The 19,221-nt window shown below is 72.3% G+C and carries 17 protein-coding genes and 1 pseudogene; 13 read left to right on the forward strand and 5 right to left on the reverse strand.

Annotated elements, in window-relative coordinates:
* Positions 1-203: 203 nt before the first annotated feature.
* From K6I33_RS14525 to glgX, 3 genes are read right to left on the reverse strand one after another with little or no spacing between them, the layout of a single operon-like run.
* A complete protein-coding gene (locus K6I33_RS14525) occupies positions 204-2,054 on the reverse strand; it encodes an ABC transporter ATP-binding protein (protein WP_229351834.1) in 1,851 nt (616 codons plus the stop codon).
* Positions 2,051-3,970, reverse strand: coding sequence for an ABC transporter ATP-binding protein (locus tag K6I33_RS14530; RefSeq protein WP_229351836.1), 1,920 nt, complete (start codon positions 3,968-3,970; stop codon positions 2,051-2,053). The genes K6I33_RS14525 and K6I33_RS14530 overlap by 4 nt, the downstream gene beginning before the upstream one ends.
* A 34-nt stretch (positions 3,971-4,004) precedes the next feature.
* A complete protein-coding gene (gene glgX, locus K6I33_RS14535) occupies positions 4,005-6,398 on the reverse strand; it encodes a glycogen debranching protein GlgX (RefSeq protein WP_374284517.1) in 2,394 nt (797 codons plus the stop codon).
* A gap of 183 nt (positions 6,399-6,581) precedes the next feature.
* On the opposite strand from glgX, the gene K6I33_RS14540 reads away from it, so the two are divergent.
* The 6 genes from K6I33_RS14540 (at position 6,582) to K6I33_RS14565 (ending at position 12,079) form a co-directional block, all read left to right on the forward strand.
* The gene (locus K6I33_RS14540) at positions 6,582-7,787 is read left to right on the forward strand and encodes an Ig-like domain-containing protein (RefSeq protein ID WP_229351840.1); all 1,206 of its coding nucleotides are present in this window, start codon (positions 6,582-6,584) and stop codon (positions 7,785-7,787) included.
* A gap of 300 nt (positions 7,788-8,087) precedes the next feature.
* A complete protein-coding gene (locus K6I33_RS14545) occupies positions 8,088-9,311 on the forward strand; it encodes an Ig-like domain-containing protein (RefSeq protein WP_374284520.1) in 1,224 nt (407 codons plus the stop codon).
* A gap of 138 nt (positions 9,312-9,449) precedes the next feature.
* Positions 9,450-10,217, forward strand: a complete 768-nt coding sequence (locus K6I33_RS14550) for an enoyl-CoA hydratase/isomerase family protein (protein ID WP_229351843.1) — start codon at positions 9,450-9,452, stop codon at positions 10,215-10,217.
* A 278-nt stretch (positions 10,218-10,495) separates the two neighbouring features.
* Positions 10,496-11,011: an ATP-binding protein gene (locus K6I33_RS14555; RefSeq protein ID WP_229351845.1), complete on the forward strand. Its 516-nt coding sequence runs from the start codon at positions 10,496-10,498 to the stop codon at positions 11,009-11,011.
* 325 nt (positions 11,012-11,336) lie between these two features.
* The gene (locus K6I33_RS14560; RefSeq protein ID WP_229351846.1) at positions 11,337-11,828 is read left to right on the forward strand and encodes an N-acetylmuramoyl-L-alanine amidase; all 492 of its coding nucleotides are present in this window, start codon (positions 11,337-11,339) and stop codon (positions 11,826-11,828) included.
* A 38-nt stretch (positions 11,829-11,866) separates the two neighbouring features.
* Entirely contained in the window at positions 11,867-12,079 is a 213-nt protein-coding gene (locus tag K6I33_RS14565; protein ID WP_229351849.1) for an EF-hand domain-containing protein, read from the forward strand.
* 21 nt (positions 12,080-12,100) lie between these two features.
* On the opposite strand, the gene K6I33_RS14570 is transcribed toward K6I33_RS14565, so the two are convergent.
* A complete protein-coding gene (locus K6I33_RS14570; protein WP_229351852.1) occupies positions 12,101-12,412 on the reverse strand; it encodes a hypothetical protein in 312 nt (103 codons plus the stop codon).
* Between the two features lie 66 nt (positions 12,413-12,478).
* On the opposite strand from K6I33_RS14570, the gene cutA reads away from it, so the two are divergent.
* From cutA to K6I33_RS14605, 7 genes and pseudogenes are all read left to right on the forward strand, one after another.
* Positions 12,479-12,820 (forward strand): divalent-cation tolerance protein CutA, encoded by a 342-nt coding sequence (cutA, locus tag K6I33_RS14575; protein WP_229351855.1) that lies wholly within the window; start codon positions 12,479-12,481, stop codon positions 12,818-12,820.
* 97 nt (positions 12,821-12,917) lie between these two features.
* Complete coding sequence (locus tag K6I33_RS14580; RefSeq protein WP_229351857.1) at positions 12,918-14,522, forward strand: MFS transporter; 1,605 nt, start codon at positions 12,918-12,920, stop codon at positions 14,520-14,522.
* Positions 14,515-15,081: an AraC family transcriptional regulator gene (locus tag K6I33_RS14585; protein ID WP_308297160.1), complete on the forward strand. Its 567-nt coding sequence runs from the start codon at positions 14,515-14,517 to the stop codon at positions 15,079-15,081. Before K6I33_RS14580 ends, K6I33_RS14585 begins: the two co-directional genes overlap by 8 nt.
* Positions 15,078-15,485, forward strand: a complete 408-nt coding sequence (locus K6I33_RS14590; protein WP_229351859.1) for a VOC family protein — start codon at positions 15,078-15,080, stop codon at positions 15,483-15,485. The genes K6I33_RS14585 and K6I33_RS14590 overlap by 4 nt, the downstream gene beginning before the upstream one ends.
* Positions 15,486-15,527: 42 nt before the next feature.
* Positions 15,528-17,117: an MFS transporter gene (locus K6I33_RS14595; RefSeq protein WP_229351860.1), complete on the forward strand. Its 1,590-nt coding sequence runs from the start codon at positions 15,528-15,530 to the stop codon at positions 17,115-17,117.
* Positions 17,118-17,157: 40 nt separating this feature from the next.
* On the forward strand, positions 17,158-17,538 hold the full coding sequence (locus K6I33_RS14600) for a VOC family protein (RefSeq protein WP_229351861.1): 381 nt from the start codon (positions 17,158-17,160) through the stop codon (positions 17,536-17,538).
* 196 nt (positions 17,539-17,734) lie between these two features.
* Positions 17,735-18,838 (forward strand): annotated as a pseudogene (locus K6I33_RS14605) (RNA-guided endonuclease InsQ/TnpB family protein); the annotation flags it as partial.
* Between the two features lie 41 nt (positions 18,839-18,879).
* Here the strand turns inward: K6I33_RS14605 and K6I33_RS14610 are convergent.
* The coding region (locus K6I33_RS14610) for an FAD-dependent monooxygenase (RefSeq protein ID WP_229351862.1) at positions 18,880-19,221 on the reverse strand (342 nt) is incomplete at its 5' end.

The following is a 19,221-nucleotide window of genomic DNA, read 5'->3' on the forward strand; positions in this document are numbered from 1 at the left end:
CTTCACCTCAACTGGCGCGGAGCGCGGCAGAACACATGGAGAGAGGGGGGAGATCGCCGTCGCGGAGGGGGTGGGGATGTGGGGGTGCTCCGCGCCAGTTGAGGTGAAGAGTGCCATCGCCCCCTGCGGGATGTCAGGGGCGCGTCAACAACTTGGCCGGAAACTGTTCGTTGGCCAAAGATCGGTGTCCGTATACCGGGCGTTCAGACCAGGCTGTCCCGCCAGGCCCGGTGGAGCCCGGCGAAGTGGCCGCCGCGCCGGGCGAGTTCGTCCGGAACGCCGTCCTCCACCACCCTGCCGCCGGCCATCACCAGCACCCGGTCCGCGATCTCGACGGTCGACAGCCGGTGGGCGATCACCACCGCCGTCCGGCCGCGCAGCACCGTGCGCATGGCGCGCTGCACCGCCCGCTCGCCCGGGATGTCCAGGGAGGACGTCGCCTCGTCGAGGATCAGCACGGCCGGGTCGGCCAGCAGGGCGCGGGCGAAGGCCACCAGCTGGCGCTGGCCGGCGGAGATCCGGCCGCCGCGCTTGCGGACGTCCGTGTCGTAGCCGTCGGGCAGGGCGGTGATGAAGTCATGGGCGCCGATGGCCTTGGCCGCGCGCTCGATCTCCGCGCGGCTCGCGTCGGGGCGGCCGATGGCGATGTTGTCGGCGACCGTGCCGGAGAAGAGGAACGCCTCCTGCGTCACCATCACCACCCCGCGCCGCAGCTCCGGGCCGGCCAGGGAGGAGAGCGGCACACCGTCGAGCAGGACCCGGCCCTCGGTGGGGTCGTAGAACCGGGCCAGCAGCTTGGCCAGGGTGGACTTCCCCGCCCCCGTGGAGCCGACGACCGCGGCCGTCTCCCCGGCGCGCAGGGTCAGGTCGAGGCGGGGCAGCACCTCGACGCCCGCGCGGTAGGCGAAGCACACCCCGTCGAAGACCACCTCGCGGCCGGGGCGCCCGGCCGGGCGGACGGGCGGGGTCAGGGGCGCCTCCGGCTCTCGGACGGACGGGCGCCGGGCCAGCAGGCCCGCGATCTTCTCCAGGGAGGCGGCCGCCGACTGGTAGGAGTTGAGGAACATCCCCAGCCGGTCGATCGGGTCGTACAGCCGCCGCAGATACAGCACCGAGGCGGCCAGCACCCCGAGCGCCAGGCCGCCGTCGGCGACCCGGTAGGCGCCCCACACCACGATCGCGGCCACCACACTGTTGGCCACCAGCCGCGAGAGGACCACATAGTGGGCCATGGCCAGCGCGGTGGCGGTGTTGGTCTCCTGGTGGACCCGGTTGAGCGCGTCGAAGTGGGCGTCGTTGGCGCGCTCGCGGCGGAAGACCTGCACGGGCCGGATGCCGTTCATGGTCTCGGTGAACTTCACGATGACCGCCGCGATCGCCGTGGACCGCCGGCGGTGGGCGATCAGCGAGCGGCGCCGGTAGGACCGGACGAGCAGGGCCAGCGGCAGGAAGGACAGCAGTGCCGCGCCCCCGGTGGCCGGGTCCAGCCAGAGCAGCGTGGCGGAGACGTAGAGCACCGACAGGGCCACGCCGATGAGCTCCTGGAGCCCGTCGTTGAGCAGCTCGCGGATCGACTCGACATCGGTGGTGGCACGGGAGATCAGCCGCCCGGAGGTGTAGCGCTCGTGGAAGTCGAGGCTCAGCGCCTGGGAGTGGCGGAAGATCCGGCCGCGCAGCTCCAGCAGCGCGTCCTGGCCCACCCGCGCCGCCAGCCGGACGAACGCCGTCTGGAACAGGCCGGAGGCCAGGGCGCAGACGAGATAGCCGGCGGCGACGGCCACGAGCGGGCCGTGGTCGTGCCGGCGGACGGCGGGCACACCGGAGTCGATGGCGTAGGCGACGAGCAGCGGGCCCGCCTGCACGGCGGCCTGCTGGAGCAGCAGCAGGACGGCCGCGAGCCGCACCCGCCCCCGGGCGGGGGCGAGCAGGGACCGCAGCAGCGCGCGGGAGGCGCCCTTGGGGGTGGGCAGGACGTCCCGGTCGAAGGGGTCGCCGGGCGGCTCCTCGGGCCGGTCGTCCTCCGGGGCCGGGCGGCCGGAGACGGTGGTGGTCATCGTGGATCGCCCCCTTCTGGCCCCGCCGGGCCGGACATCAGCGACGCGTACTCCCGGTTGGTGTGGAGCAGTTCGTGGTGGGTGCCCACCGCGGCGATACGGCCCCGGGACAGCAGGGCGACCCGGTCGGCGAGCAGCACGGTGGAGGGGCGGTGGGCGACGACCAGGGCCGTCGTCGTCGCCAGCACCTCCCGCAGCGCGGCCTCGACGAGGGCCTCGGTGTGGACGTCGAGCGCGGAGAGCGGGTCGTCCAGCACGAGGAAGCGGGGGTCGCCGATCACCGCGCGGGCCAGCGCGAGGCGCTGCCGCTGGCCGCCGGACAGGCTCAGGCCCTGCTCCCCGAGCCGGGTGCGCCGGCCCTGGGGGAGCTCGTGGACGAAGTCCGCCTGGGCGACGGCCAGGGCGCGCAGCAGCCGGGCCTCCCCGGCGCCGGGCGCGCCCATCAGGACGTTCTCCGCGGCGCTGGCGGAGAACAGGGTCGGCTCCTCGAAGGCCACCGCCACCAGCTCCCGCAGCCGCTCGCGGGGCAGCCCGGAGATGTCCCGCCCGTCGAGGACGATCCGGCCGGCGGTCGGCTCGTGGAGCCGGGGGACGAGGGCGGTGAGGGTGGTCTTGCCGCTGCCGGTGGCGCCGACCAGGGCCATGGTCTCGCCGGGGCGGACGCGCAGATCGACGCCGCGCAGCACGGGCGGGGCGTCCGCCGGCGCGTCGGGATACCGGAACCAGACGCCTTCCAGGCGGAGTCCGGGGTGCGCCACCCGCGTCGCGCGGGTCCTGGCGACGGGACGGGCCGACCCCGGCGAGCCGGCGCCCTCCGGGGCCTCGGTGGCCGCCGGAAGGACGCCGTCGGTGCGGCCCCCCGTGGCGCCGGGGTGGCTCGGCGCCGCCGCCCCGGGCACGTCCGTCGCCTCGGCCGTGTCCATGACCTCGAAGAAGCGGTCCGTGGCCGTGGCCGACTCATTGGTGATCGCCAGCAGGAAGCCGATCGACTCCACCGGCCAGCGCAGCGCCAGCGCCGTCGACAGGAACGCGACCAGCGTCCCCGCGGACAGCCCGCCGTCCCCGACCTCCACCACGCCGAGCACCAGCGCCGCGCCGATGGCCAGTTCGGGGAGGATCACGATCAGGGCCCAGAGGGTGCCCAGCAGGCCCGCCTTGCGCAGCTCGGTGTCCCGCAGCCGCCGCGACAGCGCCCCGAAGGCCCGCTCCTGGCCCCGGTGCTGGCCGAAGCCCTTGATGACGCGGATGCCGAGGACGCTCTCCTCGACGACGGTCGCCAGATCGCCGATCTGGTCCTGCGCCTTCCGCGCGGTGCGCGCGTAGCGCTCCTCGAAGACGGCGCACAGCACCACCAGCGGGGCCACCGGCGCCAGCAGCACCAGGCCCAGCGTCCACTGCTGCTGGAGCAGGATGACGCAGCCGGCGACGATCGTCACCCCGTTGACCAGCAGGAAGGTCAGGGGGAAGGACAGGAAGATGCGCAGCAGCATCAGGTCCGTCGTGGCGCGCGAGAGTAACTGGCCGGAGGGCCAGCGGTCGTGGAAGGAGACGGGCAGCCGCTGGAGGCGGGCGTAGAGCGCCGCCCGCATGTCCGCCTCGACCCGCGCCAGCGGACCGGCCACGATCATGCGGCGCACCCCGAACAGCCCGGCCTCGGCCACGCCGAGCACCAGCAGGGCCAGCCCGCCCAGCCACACCCCCGAGGGGTCGCGGCCGGCCACCGGCCCGTCCACGATCCACTTGAGCGTCAGCGGGATCAGCAGTCCCAGGCAGGACGCCACCACGGCGGACAGCGCGCCCACCGCGAGCCGGCCGCGCACCGGGCGCACGTACGGCCACAGGCGCAGCAGGGACCGCACGGCGGAGTGCCGCCCGGGGCGCGGCGCCGCGCTGGAGGGTTCACGGGTCACGGTCATCAGTGGGGAGACTACGACTCGCCACCGACAGCGCTCACTCGTCTTTCGGGCGTAAGTCCTCGGCGGGAGGCGGGGGTTCGGGCGCGTCCCGCACCACCCGCCACAGCAGCACCGAGCGGGCCCGGACCGAAATCCGGCTGCCGCCCTCCCGGCGCAGGCCGGGGGCCGTGTGCTGGTCCTCCAGGGCGGTGTTGACGAGGAGTTCGTAGGACTCGGCCCACGGCGGTCCGGGCAAGGTGAAGCGCAGGGGGCGTGCCCCGGCGTGCAGCACGGCCAGGAAGCTCTCGTCGGTCACCGGCGCGCCCCGCGGGCCGCGCTGGGTGATGTCCCGCCCCGAGAGGTACATGCCCAGGGTCGCGGTGGGGGCGTACCAGTCGGCCTCGGTCATCTCGGTGCCGCCCGGGGTGAACCAGGCGAGGTCGCGCAGGCCGTCCGCGCTCCTGGGCCGGCCGGAGAAGAAGGAGCGGCTGCGCAGCACGGGGTGGGCGCGGCGCAGCGCCAGCAGCCGGGAGCAGAGCCCGGCGAGGTTGTGCCAGCCGGGGTCGTCCAGCAGCGACCAGTCGATCCAGCCGGTCTTGTTGTCCTGGCAGTAGGCGTTGTTGTTGCCGCCCTGGGTGCGGCCCATCTCGTCGCCCGCGACCAGCATCGGCACCCCGGCGGACAGCAGCAGGGTGGTGAGCAGGTTGCGTGTCTGGCGGCGGCGCAGGGCGGTGACGCGGGGGTCGGCCGTCTCGCCCTCGACGCCGCAGTTCCAGGAGCGGTTGTCGTTCGTGCCGTCGCGGTTTCCCTCGCCGTTGGCCTCGTTGTGCTTGCGCTCGTAGGAGACCAGGTCGCGCAGGGTGAAGCCGTCGTGCGCGGTGACGAAGTTGACGGAGGCGTACGGGCGGCGGCCGCCCCAGGCGTAGAGGTCGCTGGAGCCCGACAGCCGGTACCCGAGGTCCCGCACGTCCGGCAGGGCGCCGCGCCAGAAGTCGCGCACGGCGTCGCGGTAGCGGTCGTTCCACTCGGTCCACAGCGGGGGGAAGGCACCGACCTGGTAGCCGCCGGAGCCCACGTCCCAGGGCTCGGCGATCAGTTTGACCCGGCGCAGCACGGGGTCCTGGGCGATGACGGCGAGGAAGGGGGAGAGCATGTCCGGACCGTCGACGGCGCGCATCGTCCGGACCAGCGCGGCCGCGAGGTCGAAGCGGAAGCCGTCGACGCCCATCTCCGTCACCCAGTAGCGCAGCGAGTCGGCTATCAGCCGCAGGACGTTCGGCTGGACGACGTGGAGGGTGTTGCCGCATCCGGTGTAGTCGGCGTAGCGCCGGGGGTCGTGCTGGAGCCGGTAGTAGCGGCGGTTGTCGATGCCGCGCAGCGAGAGCGTGGGGCCGAGCTCGCCGCTCTCGGCGGTGTGGTTGTAGACCACGTCGAGGATGACCTCGATGCCGGCCGCGTGCAGCGCCCGTACCATCCGTTTGAACTCGCCCACCTGCTGGCCGCGCGTCCCGGAGGCCGAGTAGCCGGCGTGGGGGGCGAAGTAGCCGATGGAGTTGTAGCCCCAGTGGTTGCGCAGCCCCCGGCGCAGCAGATGGTCCTCGTGGGCGAACTGGTGCACGGGCAGCAGCTCCACGGCCGTCACGCCGAGCCGGGTCAGATGCCCGACGGCCGCCGGGTGCGCCAGGCCCGCGTAGGTGCCGCGCAGCCGTTCGGGGATGTCCGGGTGACGCATGGTGAAGCCCTTGACGTGCAGTTCGTAGACGACCGTGTCGGGCCAGGGGGTCTTGGGGCGGCGGTCGTCGGACCAGTCGTCGTCATCGGCGACGACCACGCCCTTGGGGACGTGGGGCGCCGAGTCCCGCTCGTCGCGGACGGTGTCGGCGACGTGCTGCTGCGGCCAGTCGCGCACATGGCCGTACACCTCGGCGGGCAGCCGGAAGTCGCCGTCCACGGCCCGGGCGTAGGGGTCCAGCAGCAGTTTGGCGGGGTTCCAGCGGGCGCCGGTCCAGGGGTCCCAGCGGCCGTGGACGCGGTAGCCGTAGCGCCGGCCGGGCAGCACGCCGGGGACGAAGCCATGCCAGACCTCGTGCGTCAGCTCGGTCAGCGGACGGCGGGTCTCCCGCCCGTCCTCGTCGAACAGGCACAGCTCCACGGCCTCGGCCCCGCCCGCCCACAGCGCGAAGTTCGTGCCCGCCACGCCGTCCGTGCTGTCGGCGGAGCTCTTGAAGCGCGCCCCGAGCGGCTCGGGGGCGCCCGGCCACACGGGTGACGGCTCCGGCTCCGGCGCCCGGGCGCGCCGCGGACGGCCGTTGACGCCGGCCGCCGGGGCGCCCTGGGCCGCCGGGGGCGTCCGGTCGCGCCCGGCCGCTCCGGTGCGCGGCGCCCGTTCCGTGCGGCCGGGGCCCAACTCGTCCTGCTGCCGTGCCTCTTGCTCGGATGCGCTCGACACGTGGTCGCCTCCGGCGGCTCTCGGGTAGCGCGCCGGGCACCCGGCGTCCCGGGACCGGGTGTCTGGCGATGGGGTCCTTCTCCCCGTTCTTCCCGCATCCACGCATGCGCTCACACGTGTGATCGGCCGCAGCAAGCGAGTGCAGGCACGTTTCCCCGGAGGAGGACCGTCGTTGGGCCCGGTGTGACACTTGCCCTCTCGCGTGCCGTACGGGGTCTGGTCGTGCTGGCGTCCCTGGTCGTGCTCGCCGGGTGCGCCACCGTCACCCCGGAGGCCACGCTCATGGACGACGCGCGCCCGGCGGTGCGCGAGCTGATCCACATCAGCCCGCCCGACCGGGCGCGCGACGTGGTGTCGACGGAGCCGTTCGAGGTCCGGGTCCCGCGCGGGCGGCTGGAACGGGTGACCGCCGCCGCGTCGCACGGCGGCGAACGGCTGGCCGTGCCGGGCCGGATCTCCGCCGACGGCCACACCTGGCGCCCCGCCACGAGCCCGCTCACGCTCGCCGCGCGCTACACCGTGGACGCGGTGGCCGTGGACGCCTCCGGACGGCGCACGGCCCGGCACACCAGCTTCACCACCTATGTGCCGGAGCACCGGTTCATCGGCTACTTCACCCCGGAGCCGGAGAGCGTCGTCGGCACGGGAATGATCGTTTCCTTTGGCTTCAGCCGCCCGATCACCGACCGGGCCGCGGTCGAGCGGGCCGTCCGGGTCACCTCCTCGCCGCCCGCCGAGATCGCCGGGCACTGGTTCGGCGCCACCCGGCTGGACTTCCGGCCCCGGACGTACTGGCGGCCCGGCACCCGGGTGACGCTGGACCTCCGGCTGCGCGACGTCCGGGGCTCGCGGGGGGTGTACGGGATCCAGCGCAAGACGGTCGGTTTCACGGTCGGCCGCAGCCAGGTGAGCCGGGTCGACGCGGCCGGGCACACGATGCGGGTGGTGCGGGACGGCAGGATGCTGGCCACGGTGCCCATCACGGCGGGCGGCCAGGGCAATGACACCTACCGCGGCAAGATGGTCATCAGCCAGAAGTTCGCGATGACCCGGATGAACGGGGACACAGTCGGCTTCGGCGGCGAGTACGACATCTCGGACGTGCCCCACGCGATGCGGCTGACCGGCTCCGGGACCTTCCTCCACGGCAACTACTGGGCGCCGCCGGGGGCCTTCGGCGCCCGGAACACCAGCCACGGCTGTATCGGGCTGCCCGATGTGCAGGGTGGCGGACCGTCCACCCCGGCGGGCTGGTTCTATGAATCCTCCCTGGTCGGGGATGTGGTGGAGGTGGTCGGCTCCCCGGAGCGGGTGGTGGCTCCCGACAATGGCCTGGGTGGCTGGAACATGACGTGGGAGGAGTGGAAGGCGGGCTCGGCGCTGAGCTGAATCCACCGCCGGATTCCCCCGGCGGAAACCGGCCCGAATGCCGGTTTCCGGACCACCCGGCACGGCGCTTTAACCGGTCTTTGAACACCAGTTTGACCTGGCTGGAATCAGGCGCTTCACTTCGGTCACCGCCTTCACCACAGGCGCACGGTTCGTATCACCGCTCCCATTTGGGACTGAACGGTGACATTCACGAGGTCAGCGTTGTCGGTGGCGTGTGGTTATCTGTCGACAATGCGCGCGTGGCGCGCTCACGGGGTGCCGCGTGGCCGCGGGCCGTGCGAGGGGAGACGATCCGTAGTGAACGTGCATCCGATATCGGGGAGCCGGGTGCGCCGGGGCGCGCTGCCGGCTCTGCTGCTCGGAGCGGTGCTGACGCTGGTCAGCGGCTGTAGTGGGGACGACGACGGCAAGAAGGCCGGCAAGGTTCCCGACGGTCCCTCACAGGCCGTGGTGGACATCGCGCCCAAGGACGGCTCGGGGGACGTGGCCACCAGCGGCGCCCTGAAGGTGACCGCCGCGAAGGGCACCATCAGCTCCGTCAAGGTGGCCGACGACAAGGGCCGCACCATCGACGGCAAGATCACCAATGGTGGCGCCGCCTGGGAGCCGACGACCCATCTGGGCTCGTCCACCAAGTACACCGTCGACGCGATCGCCAAGGACAAGGAGGGACGTACGTCCGCGAAGCACGCGACGTTCACGACCCTCACCCCGGACAACACCTTCGCTGCCTATTTCACGCCGGAGGACGGCAGCACGGTCGGCGTCGGCATGCCCGTGTCGCTCAATTTCAGCCGCGGCATCACCGACCCCAAGGCCGTCGAGAAGGCCATCAAGGTGACCGCCGAGCCCGCCGTGGACATCAAGGGCCACTGGTTCGGCAACGACCGCCTCGACTTCCGGCCCGAGAAGTACTGGGCGGCCGGCACCAAGGTGACGATGACGATGGACCTCAACGGCGTGCAGGGCCGTGAGGGCGTCTACGGCACCCAGAACAAGACGGTGAAGTTCACCGTCGGCCGCTCCCAGGTGAGCACGGTCGACGCCGAGACCCACCAGATGGCGGTCGTGCGCGACGGCAAGCCGCTGAAGACCGTCCCGATCTCCGCCGGCGGCCCCGGCCACTCGACCTACAACGGTCAGATGGTCATCAGCGAGAAGCTCGAAGTGACCCGCATGGACGGCCGCACCGTCGGCTTCGGCGGCGAGTACGACATCCCGGACGTGCCGCACGCGATGCGTCTGTCGACCTCGGGCACCTTCCTCCACGGCAACTACTGGTCGGGGTCGTCCACCTTCGGCTCCGAGAACGTCAGCCACGGCTGCGTGGGCCTGGAGGACCAGCGGGGCGCGGGCGACCCGTCCACGCCGGCCGCCTGGTTCTTCAGCAACTCCCTCATCGGCGATGTCGTCATCGTCAAGAACTCCCATGACAAAACGATCCAGCCGGACAACGGCCTCAACGGCTGGAACATGTCCTGGGCCGAGTGGGGCAAGGACAGCGGCGGCAAGGACAGCTGACGTCCGCACCGTCTGAACGACGCACCGTCTGAACGACGCACCGCCTGAACGACGCACCGTCTGAACGACGCGGCGGCCCGGCGCACTGGTTCACAGTGCGCCGGGCCGCTTTCCGTTAGCCACCGCTAACCTGCTGTCATGACTGTGCATCTTGAGGTAGCCGAGGGCGTCGGGACCGTGCGGCTGGACCGGCCGCCGATGAACGCCCTCGACATCGCCACCCAGGACCGGCTCCGTGAGCTCGCCGACGAGGTGACCCGCCGCGACGACGTGCGTGCCGTCGTCCTCTGGGGCGGGGAGAAGGTGTTCGCGGCCGGCGCGGATATCAAGGAGATGCAGCACATCGACCACGCCGCCATGGTGGCGCGCTCGCGCGGCCTCCAGGACTCCTTCACCGCCGTGGCCCGCGTCCCCAAGCCCGTGGTCGCCGCCGTCACCGGTTATGCCCTGGGCGGCGGTTGCGAGCTGGCCCTGTGCGCCGACTTCCGGATCGCCGCCGACAACGCCAAGCTCGGCCAGCCCGAGATCCTCCTCGGCCTCATCCCGGGCGCCGGCGGCACCCAGCGGCTCGCCCGGCTCGTCGGGCCCTCCAAAGCCAAGGACCTCATCTTCACGGGCCGCCAGGTCAAGGCCGACGAGGCGCTCGCCATCGGCCTCGTCGACCGGGTGGTCCCGGCGGCGGAGGTCTACGAGCAGGCGCACGTGTGGGCCGCCCGGCTCGCCGCCGGGCCCGCCATGGCGCTGCGCGCGGCCAAGGAGGCGGTGGACTCCGGGCTGGAGACCGACATCGACACCGGCCTCGCCATCGAGCGCAACTGGTTCGCGGGCCTGTTCGCCACCGAGGACCGTGAGATCGGAATGCGTAGTTTCGTGGAGGACGGTCCGGGCAAGGCCAAGTTCGTCTGAGCCGCCTGGGGTTGGCCGGTTGCGCCCGGGGAACCGCCCCCCGGGCGTTGCCTCTTGTGGGGGAATTCCCCACGCTCTCCGGCACCCTGTGCGGGGCCCCGGTGCTCACCCTCGGCGATCTTTTGCGCACAGGATGTCGGCGCAGGTCAGTCCGGGTGCGATGGGTGGCCCGGGGCCGCTGGCATATGTCGCCCCCCGTCCCCGGAACGGGGTGCTCCGTCGAACCGAATCCCTGGGTTCCACTCCCTGGCGCTCCGGCGACGGCCATGATGGGGGTCATGGCGGGCCTGGAGGGAATGGAGCAGTCGCGGCAGCGGGCCGGTACGGCGGCCCCCGCGCGGTGGACCCCGATGGTAGAGGACGAGCTGACGCGCAAGGCTTTCGAGCTGTTCGGCGATCCGGCGCTCGGCGAGGTCCGGCTGCCCTCCCGCCCCGAATCCGCCGCCGCCGCCCGCCGGCTGACCCAGGCGGTGATGCTGCGCCACTGGGGCCTCACGGCCCAGCTCGCCGAGCACGCCGTGCTGCTGGTCTCCGAACTCGTCGGCAACGCCGTCCGGCACACCGGGGCGCGCCACTTCGGGCTGCGGATGGCGCGCCGGCGCGGCTGGGTGCGCGTCGAGGTGCGCGATCCCTCCCGGGGGCTGCCGTGTCTGCTGCCGGTGCGGGAGACGGACGTCAACGGGCGCGGGCTGTTCCTGGTGGACAAGCTCTCCGACCGCTGGGGGGTGGATCTGCTGGCGCGCGGGAAGACGACCTGGTTCGAGATGCGGGTCGGGGAGCGCGGCGAGCGCTGAGCCCGGCGTCGTACGGCGGCGCCGCCCTGGAACGCGAAGAGGCCCCCTTCCGTCGTCCTGCGACGGGCCGGGGGCCTCTTCGGGTGGCCGCGGGGAGAATTGGGGTGTGCCCCCGCGGCGAATGACGACCTGGCCCGGGTCAATGGGGGTCGTTGGCCTCGACTATGTCACGCGTGGTGTGCCGGGACCAAAGTGAGGCCAGGGCAATCCAAGGTGATGTGTGACACTGGCCTTGAAATCCATGAATGAAATGCGGGGCGGCTTATCTTTATGCGGTGGCGTCGTGGTCCTTGCGGACCGTCGCCCCCGCGGGTCTCATGTCCCCATGACGGCCCCCTATCCCCCCACGCACTGGATCCCGGCGAACAGGGCGAACTACACGGTCTCCGGCCGACCCCGCGCGTACCCCGTGGAGTTCGTCGTCGTGCACGTCACCCAGGAGACCTTCCAGGACGCGCGGAGAATCTTCCAGAACGCGCGCTCCAAGGTCTCCGCGCACTACATGGTGGCCTCCGCGGACGGCTACATCGCGCAGTTCGTCCGCGAGAAGGACATCGCCTGGCACGCCGGCAACTGGGACTACAACACCCGCAGCATCGGCATCGAGCACGAGGGCTGGATCGACCGCCCCGAGTACTTCACCGACGCCCTCTACCGCTCCTCCGCGAGACTCACCGCCGCCCTCTGCGACCGCTACGGCATCCCCCCGACCCGCGAGCACGTCATCGGCCACATCGAAGTGCCCGGATCCACCCATACCGACCCCGGTCCGCACTGGGACTGGGACCGTTACCTGGAGTTGGTGACCGGCGGCTAATCTGTGCCGGTCCACCAAGCACCACAGGGGAGGCCCACATGGCCAGCATCGAGGAAGCCCGTAAGGCTTTCGACCGTTTCGACGCCAACGGCGACGGGTTCATCACGGCCGAGGAGTACAAGAGCGTGATGGCTCAGCTCGGCGACCACAACGTCACCGTGACCGTGGCCCAGGCCATCATCAACAAGAAGGACGCCAACGGCGACGGCGTGCTGTCCTTCGAGGAGTTCTGGGCCTCCCAGAACCGCTGACCTCCGCGCGGCCGGGCCGGGTCAGCGCCAGCCCCTGCGCTGCGCGCCCGCCCGGCGCCGCCGGTCGTTGCACAGCAGACAGCGGCCCCAGCCCGGCGGCAGCGGATTCTCCCGGTCCCCGGACAGCGGGTCGACCGGCCCCCGGGGATGCTCCGCGCACCCCGTGGCGCCCACCCCCGCGCCCAGCGCCCCGGCCGCCGCCAGCGCCCTGCGCAACGCGTCCAGGAGCTGATCGGCCTCATGGGGCGAAGGGGCGGCGGCGTCGAGGGAGAAGGCGATGTCCGAGGCGGTGTTCAGCGCGCTCTGGAGTTCGCGCAGGTCTGCGTAACTCATACCCGCGAGCCTACGCGCCACCACTGACACCGGCCCCGCGCCGCCCGCTGCGGTACGGTCGGCGCCATGCCGCAGCAGCCCTCGCACGACGACCGTTGCCTCATGGTGATCACCACCACCGACAGCGAGCGGGCGGCGCGCGCCCTGGTCGCCTCCGTCGTCGGGAACCGCCTCGCCGCCTGCGCCCAGATCGACGGCCCGGTCACCAGCGTCTACCACTGGAAGGGCGCGATCGAGACCGCCGCCGAATGGCGCGTCGTCCTCAAGACCACCGCCGCCCGCTACCCCGAGCTGGAGGCCCGGATCAGGGCGGAGCACTCCTACGACGTGCCCGAGATCGTCGCCACGGAGATCACCGCGGGCAGCGCGGACTACCTCGCGTGGCTGCGGACGGAGACCGCGCCGTAGCCCTTGCCGCCGCCCCGCGCCGCTGCTAGGAACGTCGTGCGAACGCACAACACATTCACCCCCGTTGTCCGCCACGCGGCGCAGGGAGGGGAATCGGATGGGCTCCTTCACCCGCCCCGCGTTCTTCTGGGCCGGCGCCGCCGCCTGCACCGCGGGCGCCCTGCTCCACCTCCCCATGTACCTCCACGCCCGCCACATGGGCTACCGCATGGCCGGGATGCCCGTCGACACCCCCATGCTCCTCGGCATGCTGCTGATCGTCACCGGCGTGGCCGCCGTCGTCCACGGGCTGCTGCCCCGGGGGTCCGGCGCCCTGCGCCGGCAGGTCGCCTCCGTACGGGTCCGGGCCGTCGACGACGCCCCGCTGCGCCCGGCCCACGTCGCGCTCCTGGCGGTGCTCTCCCTCGCGGTGACCATCGACGTGATGAAACCGATGACGCTGTCGTTCGTCGTGCCCGGCGTCGCCAAGGAGTACGGGCTCGCCTCGCCGCTGAACCCCGGCGGCGACGTCCCCGTCTCCTGGCTGCCGCTGTCCGGCATCGCCGGCACCATGACCGGCTCGTTCCTCTGGGGCCGGCTGGGCGACCGCATCGGGCGGCGCGGCTCCATCCTCCTGGCCGGGGTGCTGTTCGCCACCACCGCCGTCTGCGGCGCGATGCCGTCCTTCGGCTGGAACGTCGCCATGTGCTTCCTCATGGGCACGGCGGCGGGCGGACTGATCCCCATCGCCTTCACCCTGCTCGCCGAGACCGTCCCCCAGCGCCACCGAGGCTGGCTGATGGTGCTCATCGGCGGGAACGTCACCGTCGCCTACGTCCTCACGAGCTGGCTCGCCGCCACCCTCACCCCCACCTACGGCTGGCGGATCCTCTGGCTCGTCGGACTGCCCACCGGCCTGCTGCTCATCGCCCTCAACCACTGGATCCCCGAGTCCCCCCGCTACCTCCTGGCCACCGGCCGCACCGAGGAGGCCCGGCGCGTCCTCGCCCGCTACGGCGCGGTCGTGCGGGACACCGCGGCGCCGCCGGACGAACCGGAGCCGGCCCGGGGCCCGGCCCGCTCCGGCTACCGAAGACTGTTCGCCGCCTCCTTCCGGGGCCCCACCCTCGCCCTGACCGTCCTCGCCGTCGGCGCCGGGCTGATGTCCTACGGCTTCCAGATGTGGCTGCCCACCAACCTCGGCCGCCTCGGCATCACCGAGGTCTCCTCCGACCGCGTCCTGCGCGACAGCGCCCTGATCAGCCTGCCCCTCAACGTCCTCACCGCCCTGCTCTACGGGCTGTGGAGCAGCAGACGTACCGTGATCGCGCTGGCCGGGCTGACCGCCGGGGCCCTCGTCGCCCTCGCCGTGCTCGCGGAGACCGCCGCCGGGCACGGACTGCTGCTGCGGCTGCTGCTGCTCGTCCCGCTGTGGGGCATCAGCGCGACCGCCGCCGTCCTGGCCGCCTACAGCTCGGAGGCCTACCCCACCCCGCTGCGCGCCCTGGGCACCAGCTGGGCGGCGGGCATCAGCAAGGCCGGCGGCGTGGCGATCCTCGCCCTCTCCGTGGCCGCCGTGGCGGTGCCCCCGCTCGGGGTGACGGCCCTGCTGGGGGCCGTGCCGCTGGCCCTCGCGGCGGTCGCCTTCGGCCTCTACGGCCCCGAGACCCGGGGCCGCCGGCTGGACGAGATCGTCCCCGGCCAGGTGCCGGCCCGTGCCTGACAGCCATCCGTACCGGCGCTCACGGCGGTGGCGGACCGCCGCCACCGGGGGCGTGCCGGGCCAGGAACCGCTCTCCTCCGCGCTGTTGCCGTACCTGCGACGGGCGAAGGACCTGATCGACCGCTCCTACGCCGACCCGCTCGACCTGGCGACCCTGGCCGCCGAGGCCGGCTGCTCGCGCTTCCACTTCCTGCGCTCGTTCCAGGCCGCCTTCGGCGAGACCCCCGGCCGCTATCTGACGCAACGTCGCATCGAGCGGGCGCGCGACCTGCTGCGCGCCACCAACCTGACGGTCGCGGAGATCTGTCACCTCGTCGGCTACTCCAGCGTCGGCTCCTTCAGCTCCCGTTTCTCCGAGGTGATGGGTGTGCCGCCCACCCGTTACCGCGAGCAGATCGCCCGCGAGGGCGGCCCCCCGCCCATCCCCGGCTGCTACCTGTTCATGTGCGCCCGGCGGGCCGGCGGAAGCGGAACGCAAGACCGCAATCCAGGAGATGTCACCGCCGGGGAGCCGTCGATAGCGTCTGATCACAGCTCACCGGCGGAAGGAAATCCATGAGCACGCGGCTGTCGCACGTCACCGTCCCCGTCCTCGACCAGGACTCCGCGAAGGCCTTCTACACAGGGAAACTGGGCTTCGAGGTCCGCGACGACATGACGCTCGGCGACCTGCGCTGGCTCACGGTCGGCCCCAAGGACCAGCCCGACGTGGTGCTGGTGCTGCGCAAGGTGGGGCCGCCCGAGTACGACGAGGACACCGCCGGCCAGCTGCGGGACCTCGTCGCGAAGGGCGTGATCGGGGTGGGGGTGCTGCACGTCGACGACGTCCGCGCCCTCCACCGCAGGCTCAAGGCGGCGGGCGTGACGTTCGTCCAGGAGCCCGTGAAGCGGCCGCACGGCACCGAGGCCGTCTTCCGCGACGATTCCGGCAACTGGTTCAGCCTCACCGACGCCCGCGGCTGACCGGGACACCGGAGGAGCACCGAGAGGAGAGCAGGCCCAGCCATGGCTCACCAAGCGCAACCGGCCCCGGACGGCGGGGCGTTACCGGACCGGCCCGGCCCCGGCAACCCCTGGGTGGTGCTGGTCGCCGTCGCCCTCGGCACCATGATGGAGGCCCTCGACGGCACGGTCGTCGCGGTCGCCAACCCGGTCATCGCCGTCGACCTCGACACCGAGCTCACCACCCTCCAATGGGTCACCAACGGCTATATGCTCGCCGTCGCCTGCGCCCTGATCACCGCCGGCAAGCTCGGCGACCGCTACGGGCACAAGAAGGTCTTCCTCATCGGGATGACGGGCTTCGCCGCCACCTCCGTCCTCGCGGGACTCTCCCAGAGCATCGGCATGCTGATCTTCTGGCGGGTGCTCCAGGGCATCAGCGGCGCCGTCCTTGCGCCCAGCGGGCTGGCGGTGCTCAAGACCTCCTTCCCCCAGGACAGACTGAAGATCGCCATCGGCGTCTGGAGCGGCGTCGGCGCCCTCGCCCTGGCCGCCGGCCCCTTCATCGGCGGCGTCACCGTCGACCAGCTCGGCTGGCGCTGGGTGTTCTTCATCAACGTCGTGGTGTGCGCCGCCGCGCTCGCCCTCGGCGGCCCGGCGATCCGCTCCGCCCGGCCCGAGGGCGCCGACCGGTCCTTCGACACCCCCGGCGTCCTGCTGCTCACCGGCGCCCTGTTCGCCCTGGTCTGGGGCATCATCCAGGTGCCCGGCCACGGCTGGACCGCGTTCCGTGTCCTCGGCCCGTTCGCCGCCGCGGTCGTCGTCGGCACCGCGTTCGTCCTGCGCGAGCGCCGCGCCCGCGAGGCCCTGCTCCCGCCCGCCCTCTTCCGGATGCGGGCCGTCTCCACCGGCACGGCCACCCTGCTCATCGGGGGCTTCGCCACCTTCGGCGCCTCGTTCTACCTCGCCCTGTACCTCCAGCAGGTGCACGGCTTCTCCCCGATGCGGGCCGGGCTCGGGCTGCTGCCCTTCACCGTGCTCTTCGGCGTCGGCGCCCCCCTCGGCGCGGCCCTGGGCCAGCGGTTCGGGCCCAGGGTGCCGCTCGCCGCGGGCATGGTCCTCATCGGCGTCGCCCTGCTGGGCCTGTCCCGGATGACCGAGGCCTCCTCCTACAACGCGATGTGGCCGTTCCTCGCCCCGCTCGGCGTGGGCATGGGCATGATCGCGCCCACGGCCATCGAGATGATCGTCGGCAGCGCCCACGACGAACTCGCCGGCGTCGCCTCCGGCCTCCAGCAGACCGCCCTGATGCTGGGCGGCGTCCTGGGCACCGCCGTCCTCGGCTCGCTGATCTCCTCCCGGGTCTCCGGGGTCCTGCCCGGACACCTCGCCGACGAGGGCGTCGGCGGCGCCCTGGCCCAGGCGCTGCGCCGGACGACGGACGTCATCGCGCAGGGCGTGGTGCCCGTGCCCGACGGCACCGCGCCCTCCGCCGCCGAGGCGGCCGCCCGCGCCGGGCACGCCGCCTTCATGGACGGATTCCACACGGCGATGCTCGGCGGCACGGTCGTCGTCCTCGCCGGAGCGGCCGTCGCCCTGCTGGCCCCGCGGCTTGCGACCGCGCCCGCCGGGGACGTCGCGCCCACGCACTGAGCACGTCCACCCGTTCATCCCGGACGACAGGAGAAACCCCGTGATCTCGCACATCGGTACCGTCGACGTCTTCGTCAACGACCAGGACAAGGCCGTCGACTTCTTCGTCAACACCCTCGGCTTCGAGCTCCGCGAGGACCTCAGGTTCGGCCCCATGCGGTGGATCGAGGTGGCCCCCGAGGGCTCCCGGACCCGCATCGTGCTGTGCACCAAGGACTTCCCCGTCTACCGCGAGGGCAACATCGGCCGCTTCACCGACATCCAGTTCGTCACCGAGGACATCAAGGCCACCCACGACGAACTCGTCCGGCGCGGGGTGCGGTTCACCCACGAGCCTCAGCAGATGCCGTTCGGCGGCTCGACCGCGACCTTCGCGGACCCCGACGGCAACGAGTTCAACCTGGTGCAGCCCGCCGGCTGAGCGGGCCGCAGGGCCGCAGGGCCCCGTGAACGTGCTGCCGCCGCCTTCCCCCGGGGCCGGCGGCAGCACCGCGTGCGGACCGGCTAGACCGTGCGGTGACACTCGCACGGTGAAGTCCGCCCCGGCCGCAGTACGGAGCGTCGCGGTATCGCTTCTTCGGTGACACCGGCCGGTAGGGTGCTTGTACCGGCGTTGGCAGGAACGCCGGGAGGCTTACCGGCACAGCTCGAAGACGACGGTTCGATATGGCGACCAGTCGGCGCAGCTGAAGGCGGTCCGCACTGTCGACCCGGACCAGGCGCGTTGGTCGTTCTCATCCCAGCAGGCCACGCTGCGACGGTTGGACAAGGCGTTCGCCGCTTTCTTCCGCAGGGTCAAGGCTGGGGTTCGTCCTGGATACCCGCGTTTCAAGGGCATCGGCCACTTCGACACCGTGACCTTCCCCAAGGACGGGGACGGCTGTCGTTGGAACTCCACCCCGCATGAGGCCCAGACCCGTGTACGCCTGCAAGGGGTCGGGCACGTGCGCGTGCACCAGCACAGGCCCGTGAGCGGTCGGGTGAAGACGATCAGCATCAAGCGGGAAGGCCGCCGGTGGTACGTCATTCTCGTCTGTGACAGCGTACCCACCCAGTCGCTCCCGGCTACCGGGGCGATCGTTGGCATCGACATGGGCACGGTGCACCTTTTCACTGACTCCAACGGTAACCACAAGGAAAACCCACGCTTTCTCGAAATGTCCGCCGCAGCACTCGCCGATGCACAGCGGCACCTGACGATGTTCCCCAAGCGCACTGAGCGCCGTACGAAGGAGCATCGGGCCGCAGCCCGGAAAGTCGCCAAGCTGCATGCCAGGATCCGGCGTCAGCGTCTGGACCACCATCACAAGGCCGCGAACGAGCTGGTCCGCGACAATGACGTGATCGCGTACGAGCAGCTGAACACAGCAGCCATGACCAAGGCCCCCGTGCCCAGACCCGACCCCGATAACGAGGGCATGTTCCTGGCAAACGGTGCGGCAGCGAAGACAGGTTTGAACCGCAGAATTCTCGACGCGGGTTGGGGCATCTTCCTGAGTATCCTGGCGAACAAGGCTGAGAGCGCCGGTCGCCGCGTGATCCCGGTGGATGCCCGCAACACCTCCCGTACGTGCCCGCAGTGCGGGCACGTCGCGCCGGAGAACCGCGTTACCCAGGCGAAGTTCGAGTGCACCGCGTGTGGGCATGCCGCGAACGCAGATCACGTAGGTGCGCTGAACGTGCTCAATAGGGCCGGGCTGGCCCTCTGCGCCGCTGCTTAGCCAGCGACACAGGAAGCCCGCCGCTTCAGCGGTAGGTGGAGTCACGATGGGGAAGGCGAAGTCTGTTCGTGCAGGTCGAATACAAACGAGGCGCGTAATGCCCCCACCAACGCCGCCTGGGGCGTCGCCCTGATCAGCCCGTCGCGCAGCGCGCACAGCGCCGGCGCGCGCCACTGGCCGAGGCGGCCCGCCCAGTGGGACCGGACGGTGACGGCGTGGGCCCGGCGCCGCCGCCGCGCCGCGTAGGCGCGGAGGGCGGCCGGAACGTCATCGGTCGCCGCCAGCGCGCGGGCCAGGACGACCGCGTCCTCCAGCGCCTGGCACGTGCCCTGCCCCATGGCCGGCGCGGCGGGGTGCGCGGCGTCCCCCACCAGGGCCACCGC

The organism is Streptomyces sp. UNOB3_S3, assembly GCF_020740895.1.
In the GTDB taxonomy this organism is placed as follows: domain Bacteria; phylum Actinomycetota; class Actinomycetes; order Streptomycetales; family Streptomycetaceae; genus Streptomyces.